Source organism: Kitasatospora sp. NPDC004745 (assembly GCF_042873275.1).
GTDB lineage: Bacteria > Actinomycetota > Actinomycetes > Streptomycetales > Streptomycetaceae > Kitasatospora.
Window position 1 is genome coordinate 379,628 of the sequence record NZ_JBIALK010000006.1, and the last position, 17,657, is coordinate 397,284.

Here is a 17,657-nt window from a genome sequence, read left to right on the forward strand (position 1 = left end):
GATCATCTTCCTTTCGTTGTGATGCCGGGGGGAGTGAGGGTGAGGCCGAGCGCCGTCTCGACGAGTTCGGCGGTCGAGAGCACCAGGCCGTCGGCACCGACCCGGCCCACGAGCTGGAGCCCGACCGGGAGCCCGGCCGGGGTGAGGCCGACCGGCAGCGACAGCGCGGGCTGGCCGGTCAGGTTGAACGGGTAGGCCGCGGGGGCCCACGACAGCCAGCGCAGGTCCTCGGGGTCGGCCGCCCACGGCGGGGCGATCGCCTCGGCGGCGAACGCCTCGATCGGGACGGTCGCCATCGCCAGCAGGTCGTGGGACTCCATCACCGAGGCCAGCCGGGCCCGCAGGGCGAGCCTGGTCTCCTCGGCGCGGGCCACCGCGGCGGCGCCCAGGGAGCGGCCGTAGCGCACGATCGCGAGCCGGCCCGGGTCGCACCCCGGGTCGTCCTCCGGCGCGGTGCCGTGGGCGTCGGCGGCGGCCAGGATGTCCACCAGGGCGCGGTACGGATCGGGGAACGGCACCTCGATCCGGTCGACCCGGTGCCCCAGCGCGGCCAGCACCGGCAGGACGCCCTCGGTGACGTCGCGGACCGGCCCGGACGTCCCCGGGAACTCGATCCAGCCGATGCGCAGCCCGGCGGGCTCCGCCGCGGCCACGAGCGGCGTCGTCCCCGAGTCGGGGTCGCGCGGGTCGGCGCCGCCGAGCACCGCCGTCAGCGCCGCGGCGTCCGCCACCGTCCGCGCCAACGGCCCGACGTGCGAGAGCCGTTCGGGGCAGGGCGGCACGTAGGGGATCCGGCCGTAGGAGGGCTTGAAGCCGACCACGCCGCAGAACGCCGCGGGGATGCGCACCGACCCGGCACCGTCGGTGCCGAGCGAGGCGGTGCACAGGCCCGCCGCCACCGCGGCCGCCGAGCCGCCGCTGGAGCCGCCGGCCGTCCGGCCGAGCGCCCAGGGGTTGCGGGTGGGGGAGGAGACCCGGCACACGGTGCTCGCGCTCCAGCCGTACTCCGACGTCGTCGTCTTCCCCACGACGATGGCGCCCGCGGCCCGCAGCCGGGCCACGGACGGGGCGTCGGCGGCGGGCCGCCGGTTGGGCAGCAGCGAGCCGCGCCTGGTGGGGAGGCCCTCTGTCTGGATGAGGTCCTTCACCGATACCGTGACGCCGAGCAGCGGCCGGTCGCGGAAGGCGGCCGGGCCGAGGGCGGCCAGCAGACGGTCGGCCGCCTCGGCCTCGCGCAGCGCGCGGGCCTGCGCGACCTCGACGTACGCGCCGAGGGAGGGGTCCGTGGCGCGGATCGCGCCGAGCACGTCCAGCACGTGCCCGGCGACCGTGGAATGACCTTCGAGGAGGAATTTCCGGGTTTCGGGAATGCTGCGGCAGATCGACTGCCTCGTCGTTGTGGTGGGGACTGACACGAGTCCACTACAGGACATCGGCCGAATTTCCCGCAACTTGCCGATTGCCGGTGTTGCATCTGCGTGCATTCCTCAGTTGAACGGGATTTCTTGCGAATGCGGCGGGCTCCTAGCAGCATGTTTCGGAAGGTAATTCAGGCGCACTTATCACTCAGGAGAAGACCCGATGACCCCACGGATGGACAACCCTTCTCTGGTCGTTCCCGGCACCCTGCAGCCCCTGCTCGACCTGACCGAGGTCATCGGCAAGGTCGGAGTGCCGCAGTCGACCCTCGACCTCATCCGGCTGCGCGTCAGCGAGATCAACGGCCGGGTCTACCTGCTCACCGACGAGCCGGGCAAGGACGGGCCGAAGGACGAGCGTCTGCCGCAGGTCGCCACCTGGCGCGAGGAGTCCTGCTTCACCGGAGCCGAGCGCTCCGCGCTGGAGATGGCCGAGGCGGTCACCCTGATGACCGACCCGCAGGACATGGCCTCGGACGCGGTCTGGGAGGACTCCTCGCAGTACTACACCGACGAGCAGCTCGGCGCGCTGGTCATGCACATCGGCCTGGTGAACTTCTGGAACCGCGTCAACGTCGCCACCAACCAGGAACCCGCCGTCTGGCGCTGAGAAGGAGCCCGACCACCGTGTTGAAGCTCATCAACGCCGGCCTGGGCAGGACCGGCACCACGTCCCTGCAGGTGGCCCTGGACCGGCTCGGTCTCGGCCCCTGCTTTCACATGTTCGACATCGTCGGCGACGAGACCCGGCTCAAGGAGTGGGAGAAGGTCGTCTGCGACGGTGCCGAAGCCGACTGGGCGGCGCTCTTCGAGGGCCGCACCTCCGCCGTGGACGGCCCCTGCGCCGTCTACTACCGGCAGATCAGCGAGGCCTTCCCGGAGGCCAAGGTGATCCTCACGGTGCGCGACGCCGAGGGCTGGTACCGCAGCACCCACGACACCCTCTTCCAGTTCGTCCTGCGCAGCGCGGAGAACCCGCCGGAGCCCGGCTCCCACCAGGACCGGCTGCTCCGCGTCACCAGCACGATGGTCTGGGACGGCATCTTCGGCGGCCGGTTCACCGACAAGGACCACGCCATCGAGGCGTACCACCGGCACAACGAGGAGGTCGTGCGGGCCCTCGGCGCGGACAACGTCCTCGTGTACGACGTCAAGCAGGGGTGGGAGCCGCTCTGCGCCTTCCTCGGCGTCGAGGTCCCCGAGGAGGACTTCCCACACGCCAACGACTCCGCGGCCATGCGGCAGCGGATCGCCCAGGCGGCCGGCGCCGGTCCGGCCCCGACCGGTTGAGCCAGCGAGGGAGCATTCGGTGCTGATCACGGAAATGACGGTCCCCGGCGCGTACCGCGTCGAGCCGGAGACCCTGAGCGACCGCCGCGGGTACTTCTTCGAGTCGGTGAAGACCAGCGCCCTGCTGGCCGCCAGCGGCTGGGAGTTCGCGGTCCGCCAGGTCAACTACTCGGTGTCGAGGCGGAACACCCTCCGGGGCATCCACGGCACCAAGGTCCCGCCCGGCCAGGCGAAGTTCGTCACCTGCGTGCGCGGCAGCGCGCTCGACATCGCCGTCGACCTGAGGGTGGGGTCGCCGACGTTCGGCCACTACGACGTCACGTACCAGAGCCCGGAGACGGGGACGGCGGTGTACCTGCCCGACGGGATCGGTCACGCCTTCCTGGCCCTGAGCGACGACACCTGCATGAGCTACCTCTGCTCGCAGGAGTACGTGCACGGCACCATGATCGACGTCGACGCGCTCGATCCGGCCCTGGGCCTGCCCTGGGACCTGAAGGAGGAGCCGATCCGCTCGGACAAGGACGCCGCGGCGCCCACCCTGGCCGAGGCGGCGGCGGCCGGCCTGCTGCCCACCTACGAGGAGTGCCTCCCCCGGCCCTTCCCCGCGCTGGTGAACGGCGGCCGCTAGCGGCCGTGCCGGAACGCCGGAGCACCCCGCCGGCCGGACGGCCACCGACCGGGACGCGCCCGCACCACGAGCATCCGCACGACCGCGGGACGGGCAGGCGCACGACGCCAGCACGACGCCAAAGGGAACGGCAGCCGGAGTCCGCGGACTCCGGCTGCCGTTCCCTTTCCCTTTCCCGTGACCGCCTCACCCGGTCCCGCCGACCGGGCCCTCCTGGCCCAGGGCGTGCTCGCGGATCCGGGCCATCAGGGCGGCCTGCCGCACCAGCTCGTGGTGGTGGGCCGGCCGCGCCGCCGGGTCGCGGACGGCGTCGTGGAAGGCGGTGAAGACGCCGAGGAACTGGTCCGAGGCGGGGGCGGTGATCAGGGTCTCGCGGTCCCGCTGCTGGAGCCGCAGGACGGGGCGGGCGTCCCGGGAGGGGGTGAAGGCCCACTCCAGCACGAGCCGGCCCTCGCTGCCCCAGAGGTCGTAGGTCGACCGGTAGCTGTGCGACAGGCCGAAGGAGCAGTTCGCGGTGACGCCGTCGTCGCCGCGCAGCAGCGCCACCCCGGAGACGTCCACGCCCAGGCCGCCGTCGAACTCCAGCCCGGCGCCCAGGACCCGCGCGGAGTCCCCGAGGTACTCCTGGGCCGCGCGGACGGGGTAACAGCCGACCTCCCAGAGCGCCCCGCCACCGAGGTCGGCCTGGTACTTGATCCCGTTCGGGTCGGTCGGGGGGATGCCGAACGCGCCGTTGAAGGCCCGGAGCCGGCCGATGGCACCCTCGGCGAGCAGGGAGCGCGCCAGCTCGTGCTGGGGGTGCCGCAGGAACGCGAAGTTCTCCATGATGAGCAGTCCGCGCTCCTCGGCGAGCGCCACGAGGGACCGGGCGGTCTCCTCGCTGGGCACCGCGGGCTTCTCGATCAGGACGTGCTTCCCCGCGCTCAGCGCCCGGTGCGCCCACTCCGCGTGCTGGCTGTTCGGCAGCGGGATGTAGACGGCGTCGACGCCGGGCGTCTCGAGGAGCCGGTCGTAGCCGGCCACGGCCTCGCAGTCGAACGGGGCCGCGACGCTCTTGGCCTTCTCCTGGGAGCGGCTGGCCACCGCCACCAGGTGGAACGGTGACTGCCGGATCGCCGGCAGGGCCCTCCGGACGGCGATGTCGGCGCACCCGATGATGCCGATGCCGGGGCCCCGCTCGGATTCGTGAACGGGTGACAGATCTTCGATTTTCACAGGTCCACCTAAGCGACAAGAGGAATTCACGTGCCTGAATCGGGATGAGGTCAGCGTAGGTAGCCGCCGCTTTGTCCGTCAACACCCGCGGATAAACGCGGCCCCGGGTCGCAAGGTCTCTTTCGGTCGCCACTTCCCCCGATATAAAGTGCGGTCATTCGCCTAATTGGCACGAATCCACTGAGGAGGCGGCACGGTGAAGGGCATCATCCTGGCCGGCGGCAATGGTACGAGGCTCCATCCGATCACGCTCGGTGTCTCCAAGCAAATGCTCCCGGTTTACGACAAGCCGATGATTTACTACCCGCTGTCGGCCCTCATGCTGGCGGGGATCACCGAGATCGAGATCATCACCACCCCCGAGGACCAGGAGATGTTCCGCCGGCTGCTGGGCGACGGCTCCTGGCTCGGCATCACCCTCACCTACGCCGAGCAGGACAAGCCCCGGGGGCTCGCCGACGCCTTCCTGGTGTCCGAGGAGCACATCGGCGACGACTCGGTGGCCCTCGTGCTGGGCGACAACATCTTCCACGGCTACGAGTTCGGGCCCATGCTCCAGCGGGCCGCGCAGGACCTGGAGGGCTGCGTCCTCTTCGGCTACCCCGTGCGCGACCCGGAGCGCTACGGCGTCGGCACCGTCGACGAGCGCGGCCGGCTCGTCGCGATCGAGGAGAAGCCCGAGAAGCCGCAGACCAACATGGCGATCACCGGGCTCTACCTCTACGACAACCAGGTCGTCGACATCGCGCGGCAACTCCGGCCGTCCGAGCGCGGGGAGCTGGAGATCACCGACCTCAACCGGGTCTACCTGGAGCGCGGCGAGGCCACGCTCATCCCGCTGGGCCGCGGATTCGTCTGGCTCGACACCGGGACCCACGACGCGCTGATGGAGGCCGGGGACTACGTGCAGGTCCTGGAACACCGTCAGGGCGTGCGCATCGCCTGCCTCGAGGAGATCGCCTGGCGCATGGGCTACATCGACCAGGAGACCTGTTTCCGGCTCGGCAGCCGCCTCGCGAAATCGTCCTACGGCCAATACATCATGGAAATGGCGCAGGCCGGCTGACCGAGCGGGGTCCCGGAACACCGAATTCCCCTCCCACCGAAAGAGGTTCGATCGCCGTGAAAATCCTGTTCACCGTCGGGGGCAGCCAGGCGGCCGTCTTCGGCGTCGCCCCGCTCGCCGCGGCCGCCCGGAACGCCGGCCACGAGATCCTGGTGGCCGCCGACGAGCCGCTGATGGCCGCCGCGGCCTCGGTCGGCCTGCCCGCCGTCTGCATCACCCCCGAGCGCATGCGGTACGGCCAGGAGGCCATGACCGCCACCGCCCGCATCGACGCCCTGCTGGAACTGACCGGGGCCTGGACCCCCGACCTCGTGGTCGGCGGCCTCTCCCACGTCCCGCGGGCGCTCGCCGCCAAGCTGAAGGTCCCCTACGTCCGGCACATCTGGCACATCGCCCCGATGGCGCGCCGCGACCGCAAGGCGGTGGAGGAGCTGCAGCCGGAGCTGGAGCGCCTCGGCCTGTCCGAGCTCCCGGCCCCCGACCTCTTCATCGACCTCTGCCCGCCCTCCGTCCGCCCGGCCGGCGCCCCCGAAGCCCGGTCGATGCGCTGGGTGCCCCGGGTCAGCCAGCGCCGGGTCGAGCCCTGGATGTACACCCGGCCCGAGGGCCGGAAGCGGGTGCTGATCACCGCCGGGACCCGCAACCTCGTGCTCGACGCCGCCGGGAGCTCGCTGCGGGGGCTGGTCGACGGGCTCACCGCGGCCGGGGCCGAGGTGCTGATCGCGGCACTGCCCGAGGCCGCCGAGCAGTTCGGCGCGGAGCTCGGCGACGTCCGGATCGGCTGGATCCCGCTGGACGTGGTCGCCCCCACCTGCGACCTGGCGGTCCACCACGGCGGCGCGACCACCGCCATGACGCTGATCAACGCGGGCGTGCCGCAGCTGATCATCCCCGACAACGGCTACGGCAAGGCCGTCGCGGAGGCCGTCCGCGACTTCGGCGCCGCCCTGATCGTCGACAAGCACCGGCCGGAACCGGGCCGGACCCCCGACGAGGTGATCGCCGCCGGCTGCCGGGAGATCCTCTCGGACCCGCGCTTCGCCGAGCGGACCCGGCTGCTCGCGAAGGAGAGCGCGTCGCTGCCGACCCCGTCCGAGGTGCTGCGGGAGCTGGAGGCCCTCGTCGCCCCCTGATCCCGTGCACCAGATCGTCGCCATGCCGGCCGGTAGCCTCACCGGCCGGCATTCCGTTTGCCCGGACGGGCTGACGGGCTGACGGGCTGACGGGCTGACGGGCTGACGGGCTGACGGGCTGACGGGCTGACGGGCTGACGGGCCGGCGGGCCGGCGGACGGGCGGCGGCCGGGCGCCGGGCGGCCGGGCAGGGGCGCCGCGCTACGCCCCGGGGCCTCCGTCCGTGGCGCTGGCCCGCCCCGCGGGGCCGCGGAAGGCCGCCGCGGCGGCCCGCCACCGGCGGTCGTCCGCCGTCGGCGCGCGGGCCGGGAAAACGCGGATCGCCCCGAGGCCGACGGAGGGGGCTCCGTGGTCTCGGGGCGATCCGGGTCACCGGGGGCGAACCCGCCGGGTGGGTCAGACGAGCGCCTCCAGCTTGGGCACGATCTCGCCGGGGGTCGGCAGGGACGCGATCTCCTTGGCGAGGAACTGGGTCCGCTCGGTGTAGCTGGGCGTCTCCAGCAGCTCCTTGCAGGCCGCGGCGATCACGGCGCCCGGCTCCTTGTCGGGCTCCTGCTCCTGCGGCCACAGCGTCTTGGCGGCGCCGAAGTCGCTGATGGCCTTGGCGATGGCCTCCCGGTGGTAGTTCGGCGGGAACTCCGGCGGGTTCTCCGGGATGATCAGCTGCGGCACGCCGTTCGCCATCAGGGTCGTGGCGGTGGTGGCGCCACCGTGGTGGACCGCCAGGTCACAGGTGGCGGCGGCGACGTCGACCGGGATCCAGCCGACGCGGGCGTCGCCCAGCTGCGAGCCGAAGCGCTCGGCGGCACCGGGGGAGGCCGCGATCAGGACCTCCGCGCCCAGCTTGTCCAGCTCGCTGACCAGCAGCGGCATGGACCAGCCCGGGTCGCGGAACATCAGGCTGCGGAAGCCCGAGGTGACGAGCACGCGACGACGGCCCTCGGGCTTGGTGTACATCCACCGCTCGAGCCGGCGCTGCGGGTTGCTCGGGATCCAGCGCACGGACTGGGCGGCGGGGTCGTGGGACGGGCGCAGCGACGGCGGGGTCGAGTCGAGCAGCAGGTCGGGCTTGAGCAGCCCGTCCACGCCCAGGCGCTCCAGCTCGGGGCGGAGCTCCTCCTCGGCGCCGGGGTCGATGCCGGTGAGCGGGATGCCCAGGTACTCGACCTGACGGACGTACGGGACCTTGAGGTGGGCGGCGAGCAGCATCGCCGCGTAGCTCTGCGAGCTGCCGACCACCACGTCGGGGGTCCAGTCCTTCGCCAGCTCCAGGAGGGACTCCACGCCGGCCAGACCCATCCGGGCGAAGCCGCGGCCCTGACCGATCATCTCCTGGTCGCCGAGCTCGCGGGGGAAGCGCAGGCCCCGGCCCGGGTTGGTGATCCGCATGAAGTGCCGGATCGGGTCGACGGTGAAGCAGAACGTGGGCAGGCCGATGGCCTCCGCGGTCTCCACCCACGGCTCGTGGGCGGCCAGGATGACCTGGTGGCCCGCGTTGCGCGCGGCCGTCGCCAGCGGGGCGGCGGCGTAGTAGGTGGCCTGGCTGCCTGTGGTGATGAACAGGATTTTCATGGCACTCCGGATGCTTTTTGTGAGACGGCCTGACGCATTTATGGGCTGCATCGATGTTCCCCAGTGGCGGCTTTTTCTGTCAATCACCGGCAATTGGCGGCGGTGTTCGATTGCGGATTTCGCGCAGTTGAACGGGATGAACGCGGGCCTCGTTTTCACGGGGTCGACGATGGCAACATCGAAGAAGTCAGCACCGTCGGCGGCCCACCACCATGGGGTCACCGCGTGTGGCGACGAAGCCGCAGGAAATCCGATACCGAAAGACGGTGGCACCCATGAACAGCCTGATCTACAACGCTCGCATGGCGCTGCGCGACATCATGGAAGTGAACATCTACTCGCAGGGCAACGACAAGGTCTACCTGACCGTTTTCCCGGACCTCGTCTGGGAGGGCACCGAGGAGACGCAGACCGAGAAGGTCATCCAGTTCGTCCTGGGCCGCCTGCACGACATGGAGATGGACATCGCCGGCGAGGACGCCGTGCAGACCCTCCTGGACGGCAAGGCCGTGGAGATCGTCCGCAAGGCCGCCTGAGCAAGCCGCTGCGCCGTGCCTTCGCGTCCGCGGGGCCCGGTGGCCATCCCCGAGGAGGTACGTCGGTCTTGATACCCCGTTATTCACTGCCCGAGATGGCGGAGCTCTGGTCGGACCAGGCCCGGTACACCACCTGGGCCGAGGTGGAGGTCCTGGCCTCCGAGGCGCAGGCACTGCTCGGGCGGGTGCCCGAGGGCGCGCTGGCGGACATCCGGCGGGCGCGGGTGCCGTCGGCGGCGCGCGTCGCGGAGCTCGAACGCGAGCGGGACCACGAGATCCTCTCCTTCCTCGCCGCGTTCTGCGAGGACCTGCCGGACGACTCGGCCCGCTGGGTCCACCACGGCATGACCAGCTACGACCTGGTGGACACCGCGCTAGGGTCCACCCTGGCCCGGGCCTGCGACGTCCTGATCGGCGCCACGGCCCGCCTGCGCGGGGTGCTGGTGGAGAGGGCGGTCGAGCACTGGGACACCCCGTGCATCGGGCGCACCCACGGCATGCACGCCGAGCCCACGACCTTCGGCCACAAGCTGGCCGGCTTCGCCTTCGCGGTCGACCGCTCGGTCGGGCGGCTGAGGCAGGCGCGCGAGCAGGTCGCGGTCGGCACGATCTCCGGCTCCGTCGGGACGTACGCGCTGATCGACCCCTTCGTCGAGGAGCACGTGTGCGCGGCCCTCGGCCTCGGCGTGGAACCGGCGCCGAGCCAGGTCGTGGCCCGCGACCGGCACGCCCAGCTCGTCGCGGCGATCGCCACGCTCGGCGCCTGCGTCGAGCAGATCGCCGTCGAGGTGCGGCTGCTGTCCCGCAGCGAGGTCCGCGAGGTGGAGGAGCCCCGGACCGTCGCGTACCAGGGGTCCAGCGCCATGCCGCACAAGCGCAACCCGACGACCGGCGAGCGCCTCACCGGGCTGGCCCGGCTGCTGCGCGGGTACGCCGGGACGATGCTGGAGAACGTGGCGCTCTGGCACGAGCGGGACCTGTCCCACTCCTCCGTGGAACGGGTCGTCCTGCCGGACGCCATGACCGTCGCGCACTACCAGGTGACCTCGGCGGCCGACCTGGTGCGGGGCCTGCAGGTCTTCCCCGGCCGGATGCGCGACGCGATCGACCGGACCAACGGGCTGGTGTACAGCTCGGCGGTGCTCGCCGACCTGCTGGAGGGCGGGAGCGAGCGGGAGCGGACCTACCGGATGATCCAGGACGCCGCGAACGGGGAGGACTTCCTCGGCCGGCTCAGGGCCGAGGGGGTCGCCACGGACCACCTGGGACCGGAGCGCTTCCTGGTCCACCATGACGTCATCTACAAGCGACTGGAGAGCCTTCGTGAGCTGGAGCATTGAGCGGGAGAGCGGTCCCGACCTCGACCTCGAGGAGGTTCTGCGGGTCTACCGGGAGTCCGGCCTCGGCGAGCGCCGGCCGGTCGACGAGACCGAGCGGATGGCGGCCATGGTGCGCAACGCGAACCTGGTCGTCACCTGCCGCGTCGACGGCGAGCTCGTGGGCATCGCGCGCAGCGTCTCGGACTTCGCCTACGTGACCTACCTGTCCGACATCGCCGTCGTCCGCAGCCACCAGCGGTCCGGCATCGGCCGGGAGCTGATCGAGGCGACCCGCAAGGAGGCGCCGCAGGCCAAGATCGTCCTGCTGTCGGCCCCCGCCGCGACGGAGTACTACCCGCACATCGGCTTCACCGCCCACCACTCCGCCTGGGTGCTGAACCCCTGAGTCCGTGAGGGTCCGCCCGCAGTGCCCCGCGCCGGCCACCGGCGCGGGGCACTCGTGGTTCCCGGGGGCGGGGTGGGCCGCGGGGGTGGGCGCCGGGGGCGACCGTGCCGGAGCGGACGGCTCGCCCGCGGCCGTGCTCGTGCCGGAGCGGACGGCTCGCCCGCGGCCGCTACTGCGGCGGGGACGGTCCGGCCGGCGGCCGGGCGACGGACGACGGGTCGCTTCTCGACGGGTGCCGCACCGCCCCCGCGGTCCCACGGCGCGGCGGTGGCCCCCCACCCGGCGGCCGGGCCGGGGGCACCGACACGGGACGAGGGACGGGCGCCGTGACGGGACGGCGCCAGGGCGGGACGACGGGACGGCGCCACCGGGAACCCTCCCGGTGGCGCCGTCCCGTCGTCTCGGTGCGGGCCGCGCCCTCGCGGCGCCGGCTCAGGCGACCGCCATCTCGGTGTCGCGGTTGACGAGCGCCGCGTAGTGGCCGCCGAGGGCGAGCAGTTCCTCGTGGGTGCCGCGCTCGGCGACCCGGCCGCGCTCCAGCACGACGATCTCGTCGGCGTCGCGGATGGTCGACAGCCGGTGGGCGACCGTGATGGTGGTCCGGCCGGCGCTCGCCGCGTCGATGGCCTCCTGGACGGCCTGCTCGGTCTGGGTGTCGAGCGCGCTGGTGGCCTCGTCGAGCACCAGGATGGGCGGGTTGCGCAGGATGGCCCGGGCGATCGCCAGGCGTTGCTTCTCCCCGCCGGAGAAGCGGTACCCGCGCTCGCCGACGACCGTGTCGTAGCCGTCCGGCAGGGACATCAGGTAGTCGTGGATGTGGGCGACCTTCGCCGCCGCGACGAGCTCCTCGTCGGTCGCGGCGGGCTTGGCGAAGCGGAGGTTGTCGGCGACGGTGGCGTGGAACAGGTAGGTCTCCTGGGAGACCACGCCGACCGCGGCCGAGAGCGTCCCGAAGGACAGGTCGCGCACGTCGACGCCGTCGATCGTGACGGTGCCGGTGGTCGCGTCGTACAGGCGCGGGATGAGGTAGCTGAGGGTGGTCTTGCCCGAGCCGGTCTCCCCGACGATGGCGAGGCTGCGCCCGGCCGGGACGGTCACGTCGACGCCGTCCAGCGTCGGCCGCTCCGCCCCCGCGTAGGAGAAGCCCACCCCCCGCAGGCGGACCTCGCCCCGCAGCACCGCCGGCTCGACGGGCCGCTCCGGCTCGGCGACGTCGACCGGCAGGTCGAGGTACTCGAAGATCCGCCCGAACAGCTCGAGCGAGCTCTGGATGTCCAGCCCGATGGTGAGCAGCCGCTGGGCCGGGCGGAACAGGCTCTGCTGCAGGGTGGTGAAGGCGACCAGGGCGCCGAGGGAGATGGCCATCCGGCCGCCGTGCGAGGTCAGCCCCGCCACCCAGTAGATCACCGCGGGCATGGAGGCCATCACGATCCAGATGGTGGACTGGTACCAGAGGCCGGCCGTGCTGGCGCGCACCTCGATGCCGGTGAGCTTGCGGGACTGCTGGGCGAAGTTGTCGCTCAGCGACCGTGACCGGCCCATGGTGTGGCCGAGCATGATCCCGCTGACCGAGAGCGACTCCTGCACGATCGAGGAGAGTTCGGAGAGCTGGTGCTGCCGCTCCCGGGAGATGACGCGGCGCTCGTCGCCGACGTGGCGGCTGACCCAGACGAACCCCGGGAGCATGACCAGCGAGGCCAGCGTCAGCCGCCAGTCGAGCAGGACCATCGCGGTGGTGGTGGCGATGACGATCGTCAGGTCCGACACCAGCGCGGTGGCGGTGGTGGTCACGGTGACCTGCATCCCGCCGATGTCGTTGGCGATGCGGGACTGCACCTCGCCGGTGCGGGTCCGGGTGAAGAAGGCCAGCGACATGCGCTGGAGGTGGGAGTACACGGAGGTCCGCAGGTCGTGCATGACCAACTGGCCGACCTTGGCGGACACGTGGGTCTGCCAGACGTTGAACGTGCTGGTGGCGATCGAGACGAAGATCATGCCGAAGGCGAGGAGCGACAGCAGCCCGGTTCTGCCCTGCGGCAACGCCACGTCCATGATCTCGCGGATCAGGAAGGGGTTCACGAGGGAGACCAGGGACGAGCCCGCGACCAGGGACGAGACGAGTAACAGGTTCTTCCGGTACGGGCGGAACAGCCTGAGGATGCGTCTCTTCTGGACGGGAGGCTGAGCGGTGGACGACCCGGTGGTGCTCACCCTGGTCTCCTTCTCTTGTGGTCAGTTCCAGTCGACGGAACGCAGGACGAGGGCGGAGTTGAAGCCGCCGTGGCCCCGGGCCAGGACGAGTGCCGTGGTCACGGGCGCGTGCCGCGGCTCGGTGACCAGATCGAGGTCGTAGTCGGGGGAGGGGGTGACGTTCGCGGTCGGCGGGATCACCCCGTCGCGCATGGCCAGCAGGGCGGTGGCGACGTCCAGCGGGGCGGCGCCCGACCCGAGCCGGCCGGTCATCGTCTTGGGCGCGGTGACGGGGACCGCCCGGGGCCCGAAGAGCCCGGTGATCGCCGCGGCCTCGATCCGGTCGAGCTCCGGGGTGGCGGCCGCGTCGGCGAAGACGACGTCGACGTCGCCCGGCGACAGGCCCGCGTCGTCGAGCGCGATCTCGATCGCCTTGCGCAGGGTCGGCTCCCGGCCGCTGTCCGGGCCCGGGTCGAAGGTCGCCCCGTAGCCGCTGATCTCGCCGTACACCCGGGTCGCGCCGCGCCGGCGGGCGGCCTCGGCGTCCTCCAGGATCAGCAGGGCGCCGCCCTCACCGACCACGTGCCCGGTGGCGTCGGCGTCGAAGGGGAGGTAGGCCCGGTCGGGGCGCTCCTCGGTGGTCATCCTCCCGGTGGTGAGCTGGGCCGCCCAGCCCCACGGGCAGATGGCGGCGTCGACGCCGCCGGAGAGGATCAGGTCGCTGCCCTTGCGGATCAGCCGGCGTGCGTGGGCGAGGGCGTCGAGGCCGCCGGCCTGGTCGCTGACGACCACGCCGCTGGGGCCGCGCATGCCGTGCCGGATGGAGATCTGGCCGGTGTTCACCGCGTAGAACCAGGCGAAGGACTGGTAGGCGCTGACGTACTGGCTGCCCTGGCTCCACAGGTTCTGGAGCTGGTCCTGGCCGAACTCGAAGCCGCCGGAGCTGCTGGCGGTCATCACGCCCATGCCGTACTCGTCGGCCGCATCCGTGCACACCCCGGCGTCGGCCAGGGCGTGCTCGGCGCCGACGAGGGCGAGCTGGGTCATCCGGTCGGTCTGCGGGATGAGCCGGCTCGGCAGGTGTTCCTGCACGGTGAAGCCGTCCACCTCGCCGGCGAGCTTCGACGGGTACTGCTCGGGGTCGAAGCGCTTGATGCGGCCGATGCCGCTCCGGGACGCGCGGGTGGCGTCCCAGTAGTCGTCCACGCCGAAGCCGTTCGGGGAGACGACGCCGATGCCGGTCACCACGACCTGGGTGCTCATGCCGCGGTGCCCCTGTCCGGTCGGGCGAGGACCATCGCGCTCTGGAAGCCGCCGAATCCGCTGCCGACCGTCAGCACCGTGTCGGTGTGCCAGTCGCGCGCGGTCAGCGGCACGTAGTCGAGGTCGCACTCGGGATCCGGCTTGTGCAGGTTCGCTGTCGGGGGCACCACGTGGTTCTCCATGGCCAGGACGGATGCGGCGATCTCGATCGAGCCGATCGCGCCGAGCGAGTGGCCGACCATCGACTTGATCGAGCTCACGGGGGTACGGCGGGCGTGGTCGCCGAGGCTGCGCTTGAAGGCGCTGGTCTCGTGACGGTCGTTCTGCTTGGTGCCCGAGCCGTGCGCGTTGATGTAGTCGACGGCCTCGGGGTTCAGCCGGGCCTCGTCCAGCGCGACCCGGATGGCCTCGGCCATCTCGCGGCCGTCGGGGCGCAGTCCGGTCATGTGGAAGGCGTTGCAGCGGCTGGCGTAGCCGGCGATCTCGGCGTACACGTGGGCGCCGCGCCGGCGTGCCGACTCCAGCTCCTCCAGGACGAACATCGCCGCGCCCTCGCCCAGGACGAAGCCGTTGCGGGTGAGGTCGAACGGCCGGGAGGCGTGCTCGGGGTCGTCGTTGCGCGGGGTGGTGGCCTTGATCGCGTCGAAGCACGCCACGGTGATCGGCGAGATCGGCGCGTCGCTGGCACCGGTGATCATCACGTCGACCGAGCCGTCGCGGATCAGTTCGGCCGCGTAGCCGACCGAGTCGATGCCGGAGGTACAGCCGGTGGAGACCACGGTCGAGGGGCCCTCGGCGCCGACCGCCCAGGCGACCTCGGCGGCGAAGGAGCTCGGGACGAAGTAGTTGTAGAGGTGCGGGACGGCGTACTCGTGGTCGACCAGGCCGAGCCGGCCGCCGTCGCTGACCACCCGGTACTCCTCGTCGAGGCCCATGGTGGCGCCCACGGCGCTGCCGACCGCCACGCCGACCCGGTGCGGCGCGAGGCCGGGCAGGTCCAGGCCGCTGTCCGCGAGCGCCTCGCGGGCGGTGACCAGGGCGAACTGCGCGGCGCGGTCGGTGCGCCGGATCTCCTGCGGGCCGAGCCCGTGCTCCCACGGGTCGAAGTCGACCTCGGCCGCGACGCGCGAGCGGAACGGCGCCGGGTCGAAGAAGGTGATCCCCCTGGTCGCCGTGCGGCCCTCGCTGAGCAGGCTCCAGAAGTTCTTCGCGCCGATTCCCCCCGGTGCCACCACCCCGACGCCGGTGATGACCACCCGCCGGCCCGTCATTCGGACTCCCAGGTGTAGAACCGCTGGGCCATGGCGTCCGCGGGGGAGCGCCAGGTCGACGGGTCGTAGGCCTGGATGAACGGCTTGAGGTCGTCGCTGATGCGGACGAAGCGCGGGTCGCCCTTCGCCTGCTCGATGAGCCGGCCGCCGTTGTCGTCCTCGAAGTCCTGGAGATGGAAGTACAGCCCGTTGTACATGAAGAGCTGACGTCGCCGAGTCCCCATGCGATGCGGCATCTCGGTCTCGTCGAAGGCGCTGAAAAGCCGAGCCACCTCAGCGCTCGAACGAGGGTCCATCTTGGCCACTATTAGATTGCTGTGCATTTGACCGCCTCCTCAGGGGGTTTACCGGGACTACCGCAGATCCTTGACCAGCGCCGCCCACCGGGCGAGCTCCTCATCCGACAAGGGGGGCAGACAGGGCTGGTCGGCAGGTGGGATTCTGAGGTCCCGCCATTCGTAGGGGGGACACACTCCGGTCGCCGCCCGCCCCATCCACATCAGGCCCTCGGCGAAGTTCTTCCATAGGGATCGCAGGACGGACCTGGGTCTCGCGCCCATGTCAATCTCCAATCATCGGGGAATATCGCCCATCGCCACGATGGGTGAAGCCCCTCAAGGGGGGGTCGGGAGGGCGTCGAATTCCACTGGAGAGCGCGATGGGACGGGAAAAGGGCGGTTCCGTGGCGGAACCGCCCTTTCCGGTGTGGCCGGGGGGGATGGTGAGGTGTCAGTGTGAAGCGGCCAGCAGCCCGCGGTTGCGCAGCACCCGGCGCTCCAGCGGGGTGAAGACCAGCAGGTCGATGGCGACGCCGACGACGAGGATCAGGACGATGCCCAGCAGCACGCCCGCCATGTCGGAGAACTCGCGCTGGTTCTCCAGGTACCGGCCCAGGCCCAGGCCGAGGTCGGGGGAGGAGGCGATGAGCTCGGCGGCCATCAGCGAGCGCCAGGAGAAGGCCCAGCCCTGCTTGAGGCCGGCCAGGTAGCCGGGCAGCGCGGCCGGCAGCAGCACGTGCCGGGCGCCGCGGGCGCCGGTCGCGCCGAGCGTGCGGCCGGCGCGCAGCAGCAGCGGCGGCACCTGGTCGACCCCGGCGATCAGGCCGTTGGTGATCGAGGGCACCGCACCGAGCAGGATCACCGCGTACATGGCCGAGTTGTTGATGCCGAGCCAGATGACGGCCGCGGGCACCCAGGCGACCGAGGGCAGCGACTGGAGGCCGGACAGCACCGGGCCGACGGCGGCCCGCAGCGGCCTGACCTGCGCGACGAGCAGACCGATCGGCGTGCCGATCAGCACGGCCGTCAGGAAGCCGGAGACGCCGCGCCAGACGCTGGTCCAGATGATCGAGAAGAGCGTGCCCCGGTCCCAGAGGTCGGTGAGCGCGTGCCAGACGTCGGCCGGGCTGGGCAGCTTGTCCGGGGTGGTCAGGTGCAGGCCGTAGGCGAGCTGCCAGAGGCCGAGGACCAGGGCGACCCCGAGCAGCGGCGGCAGCACCCGCTGACGCAGCCGGCGGCCGATCGGGGTGCGCTGCGCCGGGGCGGTCTCCAGCGCGTCGAAGCCGGCCACGACGCCGGCGGCGTCGGTGGCCGGGTCGCCCGGTACGGCGGGTACGGCGGGTGCGGAGGTGCCGCCGGCGCGGCCGGCTCCCCCGGCGGGTCCGCCCGGCCGGGGGAGCCGGCCGGGGAGGGCGTCGGGGAGGATGTCAGTGCTGGCCATGGCGGCGGATCTCCCCACGTAGGTGTTCGGTGATCTCGATGGACAGGTCGGACACCCCGGCGGACTCGATCCGGCGGGGTTGCGGCAGGTCGATCCGCCACTCGCGGGCGACCCGGCCCGGGCGGGAGGAGAGCAGCACGACGCGCTGACCGATCCGCACCGCCTCGCGCACGTTGTGGGTGACGAACAGGACGGTGAGCCGCCGTTCGGTCCAGATCCGGATGAGCTCCTCGTGCAGCAGGTCCCGGGTGATGGCGTCGAGCGCGGCGAAGGGCTCGTCCATCAGCAGCACCTCGCCGCCCTGGGCGAGGGCGCGGGCCATCGCGACGCGCTGGCGCATGCCGCCGGACAGCTCGTGCACCCGCTTGTGGTGGGAGCCGTCGAGGCGGACGAGTTCCAGCAGGCGTTCGGCCTCGGCGCGGCGTTCGGCGCGCGGGACGCCGGCGAGCTTGAGGGCGAGTTCGATGTTGCGTCCGGCGGTGAGCCAGGGGAACAGCGCGTGGTCCTGGAACATCAGGGCGGGGCGGCCGCCGGGCACCTCGATGCTGCCCGCGGTGGGCCGGTCGAGGCCGGCCACCAGGTTGAGCAGGGTGGACTTGCCGCAGCCGGAGGCGCCGAGCAGGGTGAC

The 17,657-nt window shown here is 72.1% G+C and carries 17 protein-coding genes; 8 read left to right on the plus strand and 9 right to left on the minus strand.

The window, feature by feature from the left end; all coding sequences use genetic code 11:
* Window positions 1-2: 2 nt before the first annotated feature.
* On the minus strand, window positions 3-1,316 hold the full coding sequence (locus ACFYUY_RS14740) for an amidase (RefSeq protein WP_387900745.1): 1,314 nt from the start codon (window positions 1,314-1,316) through the stop codon (window positions 3-5).
* A gap of 265 nt (window positions 1,317-1,581) precedes the next feature.
* Here ACFYUY_RS14740 and ACFYUY_RS14745 point away from each other — a divergent pair, with 265 nt between their 5' ends.
* Genes ACFYUY_RS14745 through ACFYUY_RS14755 form a run of 3 tightly spaced genes read left to right on the plus strand, consistent with a single transcriptional unit; the run spans window position 1,582 to window position 3,339 of the window.
* A complete protein-coding gene (locus tag ACFYUY_RS14745; protein ID WP_360217329.1) occupies window positions 1,582-2,028 on the plus strand; it encodes a carboxymuconolactone decarboxylase family protein in 447 nt (148 codons plus the stop codon).
* A 17-nt stretch (window positions 2,029-2,045) separates the two neighbouring features.
* Window positions 2,046-2,708 (plus strand): sulfotransferase family protein, encoded by a 663-nt coding sequence (locus ACFYUY_RS14750; protein WP_387900747.1) that lies wholly within the window; start codon window positions 2,046-2,048, stop codon window positions 2,706-2,708.
* Between the two features lie 19 nt (window positions 2,709-2,727).
* Window positions 2,728-3,339 carry a dTDP-4-dehydrorhamnose 3,5-epimerase family protein gene (locus ACFYUY_RS14755; RefSeq protein ID WP_360217323.1) on the plus strand — a complete coding sequence of 204 codons (612 nt, stop codon included), beginning with the start codon at window positions 2,728-2,730 and terminating at the stop codon, window positions 3,337-3,339.
* A gap of 186 nt (window positions 3,340-3,525) precedes the next feature.
* Here ACFYUY_RS14755 and ACFYUY_RS14760 read toward each other — a convergent pair whose 3' ends face one another.
* On the minus strand, window positions 3,526-4,554 hold the full coding sequence (locus ACFYUY_RS14760; protein WP_360217320.1) for a Gfo/Idh/MocA family oxidoreductase: 1,029 nt from the start codon (window positions 4,552-4,554) through the stop codon (window positions 3,526-3,528).
* Between the two features lie 196 nt (window positions 4,555-4,750).
* Here ACFYUY_RS14760 and rfbA point away from each other — a divergent pair, with 196 nt between their 5' ends.
* Both rfbA and ACFYUY_RS14770 read left to right on the plus strand, forming a co-directional pair.
* Window positions 4,751-5,620: a glucose-1-phosphate thymidylyltransferase RfbA gene (rfbA, locus tag ACFYUY_RS14765; protein WP_360217317.1), complete on the plus strand. Its 870-nt coding sequence runs from the start codon at window positions 4,751-4,753 to the stop codon at window positions 5,618-5,620.
* Window positions 5,621-5,676: 56 nt separating this feature from the next.
* Window positions 5,677-6,753 (plus strand): nucleotide disphospho-sugar-binding domain-containing protein, encoded by a 1,077-nt coding sequence (locus ACFYUY_RS14770; RefSeq protein WP_360217315.1) that lies wholly within the window; start codon window positions 5,677-5,679, stop codon window positions 6,751-6,753.
* A 396-nt stretch (window positions 6,754-7,149) separates the two neighbouring features.
* Here ACFYUY_RS14770 and ACFYUY_RS14775 read toward each other — a convergent pair whose 3' ends face one another.
* Window positions 7,150-8,325, minus strand: a complete 1,176-nt coding sequence (locus tag ACFYUY_RS14775; RefSeq protein WP_360217312.1) for a nucleotide disphospho-sugar-binding domain-containing protein — start codon at window positions 8,323-8,325, stop codon at window positions 7,150-7,152.
* A 275-nt stretch (window positions 8,326-8,600) separates the two neighbouring features.
* Here ACFYUY_RS14775 and ACFYUY_RS14780 point away from each other — a divergent pair, with 275 nt between their 5' ends.
* From ACFYUY_RS14780 to ACFYUY_RS14790, 3 genes are all read left to right on the plus strand, one after another.
* Window positions 8,601-8,861, plus strand: coding sequence for a hypothetical protein (locus ACFYUY_RS14780; RefSeq protein WP_360217309.1), 261 nt, complete (start codon window positions 8,601-8,603; stop codon window positions 8,859-8,861).
* Between the two features lie 68 nt (window positions 8,862-8,929).
* Window positions 8,930-10,201, plus strand: coding sequence for an adenylosuccinate lyase (gene purB / locus ACFYUY_RS14785; protein ID WP_387900750.1), 1,272 nt, complete (start codon window positions 8,930-8,932; stop codon window positions 10,199-10,201).
* The gene (locus ACFYUY_RS14790) at window positions 10,185-10,586 is read left to right on the plus strand and encodes a GNAT family N-acetyltransferase (RefSeq protein WP_360217303.1); all 402 of its coding nucleotides are present in this window, start codon (window positions 10,185-10,187) and stop codon (window positions 10,584-10,586) included. Before purB ends, ACFYUY_RS14790 begins: the two co-directional genes overlap by 17 nt.
* Window positions 10,587-11,018: 432 nt before the next feature.
* On the opposite strand, the gene ACFYUY_RS14795 is transcribed toward ACFYUY_RS14790, so the two are convergent.
* From ACFYUY_RS14795 to ACFYUY_RS14820, 6 genes are all read right to left on the minus strand, one after another.
* A complete protein-coding gene (locus ACFYUY_RS14795; protein WP_387900751.1) occupies window positions 11,019-12,797 on the minus strand; it encodes an ABC transporter ATP-binding protein in 1,779 nt (592 codons plus the stop codon).
* 21 nt (window positions 12,798-12,818) lie between these two features.
* Window positions 12,819-14,039 (minus strand): ketosynthase chain-length factor, encoded by a 1,221-nt coding sequence (locus ACFYUY_RS14800; protein ID WP_360223252.1) that lies wholly within the window; start codon window positions 14,037-14,039, stop codon window positions 12,819-12,821.
* A complete protein-coding gene (locus tag ACFYUY_RS14805) occupies window positions 14,036-15,310 on the minus strand; it encodes a beta-ketoacyl-[acyl-carrier-protein] synthase family protein (protein WP_360223255.1) in 1,275 nt (424 codons plus the stop codon). The genes ACFYUY_RS14800 and ACFYUY_RS14805 overlap by 4 nt, the downstream gene beginning before the upstream one ends.
* Window positions 15,307-15,633 carry a TcmI family type II polyketide cyclase gene (locus ACFYUY_RS14810; protein ID WP_360223258.1) on the minus strand — a complete coding sequence of 109 codons (327 nt, stop codon included), beginning with the start codon at window positions 15,631-15,633 and terminating at the stop codon, window positions 15,307-15,309. Before ACFYUY_RS14810 ends, ACFYUY_RS14805 begins: the two co-directional genes overlap by 4 nt.
* A 406-nt stretch (window positions 15,634-16,039) precedes the next feature.
* The gene (locus ACFYUY_RS14815) at window positions 16,040-17,029 is read right to left on the minus strand and encodes an ABC transporter permease (RefSeq protein ID WP_387900754.1); all 990 of its coding nucleotides are present in this window, start codon (window positions 17,027-17,029) and stop codon (window positions 16,040-16,042) included.
* Window positions 17,016-17,657 (minus strand): ABC transporter ATP-binding protein (locus ACFYUY_RS14820; RefSeq protein ID WP_363365747.1); only part of this gene is annotated, 642 nt, incomplete at its 5' end. The genes ACFYUY_RS14820 and ACFYUY_RS14815, both read right to left, overlap by 14 nt.

Coding starts and splice junctions, on each gene's coding strand:
- ACFYUY_RS14745 (WP_360217329.1), top strand. CDS start 1,582: ATGACCCCACGGATGGACAACCCTTCTCTGGTCGTTCCCGGCACCCTG.
- ACFYUY_RS14775 (WP_360217312.1), bottom strand. CDS start 8,325: ATGAAAATCCTGTTCATCACCACAGGCAGCCAGGCCACCTACTACGCC.
- ACFYUY_RS14780 (WP_360217309.1), top strand. CDS start 8,601: ATGAACAGCCTGATCTACAACGCTCGCATGGCGCTGCGCGACATCATG.
- ACFYUY_RS14800 (WP_360223252.1), bottom strand. CDS start 14,039: ATGAGCACCCAGGTCGTGGTGACCGGCATCGGCGTCGTCTCCCCGAAC.
- ACFYUY_RS14805 (WP_360223255.1), bottom strand. CDS start 15,310: ATGACGGGCCGGCGGGTGGTCATCACCGGCGTCGGGGTGGTGGCACCG.
- ACFYUY_RS14810 (WP_360223258.1), bottom strand. CDS start 15,633: ATGCACAGCAATCTAATAGTGGCCAAGATGGACCCTCGTTCGAGCGCT.
- ACFYUY_RS14815 (WP_387900754.1), bottom strand. CDS start 17,029: ATGGCCAGCACTGACATCCTCCCCGACGCCCTCCCCGGCCGGCTCCCC.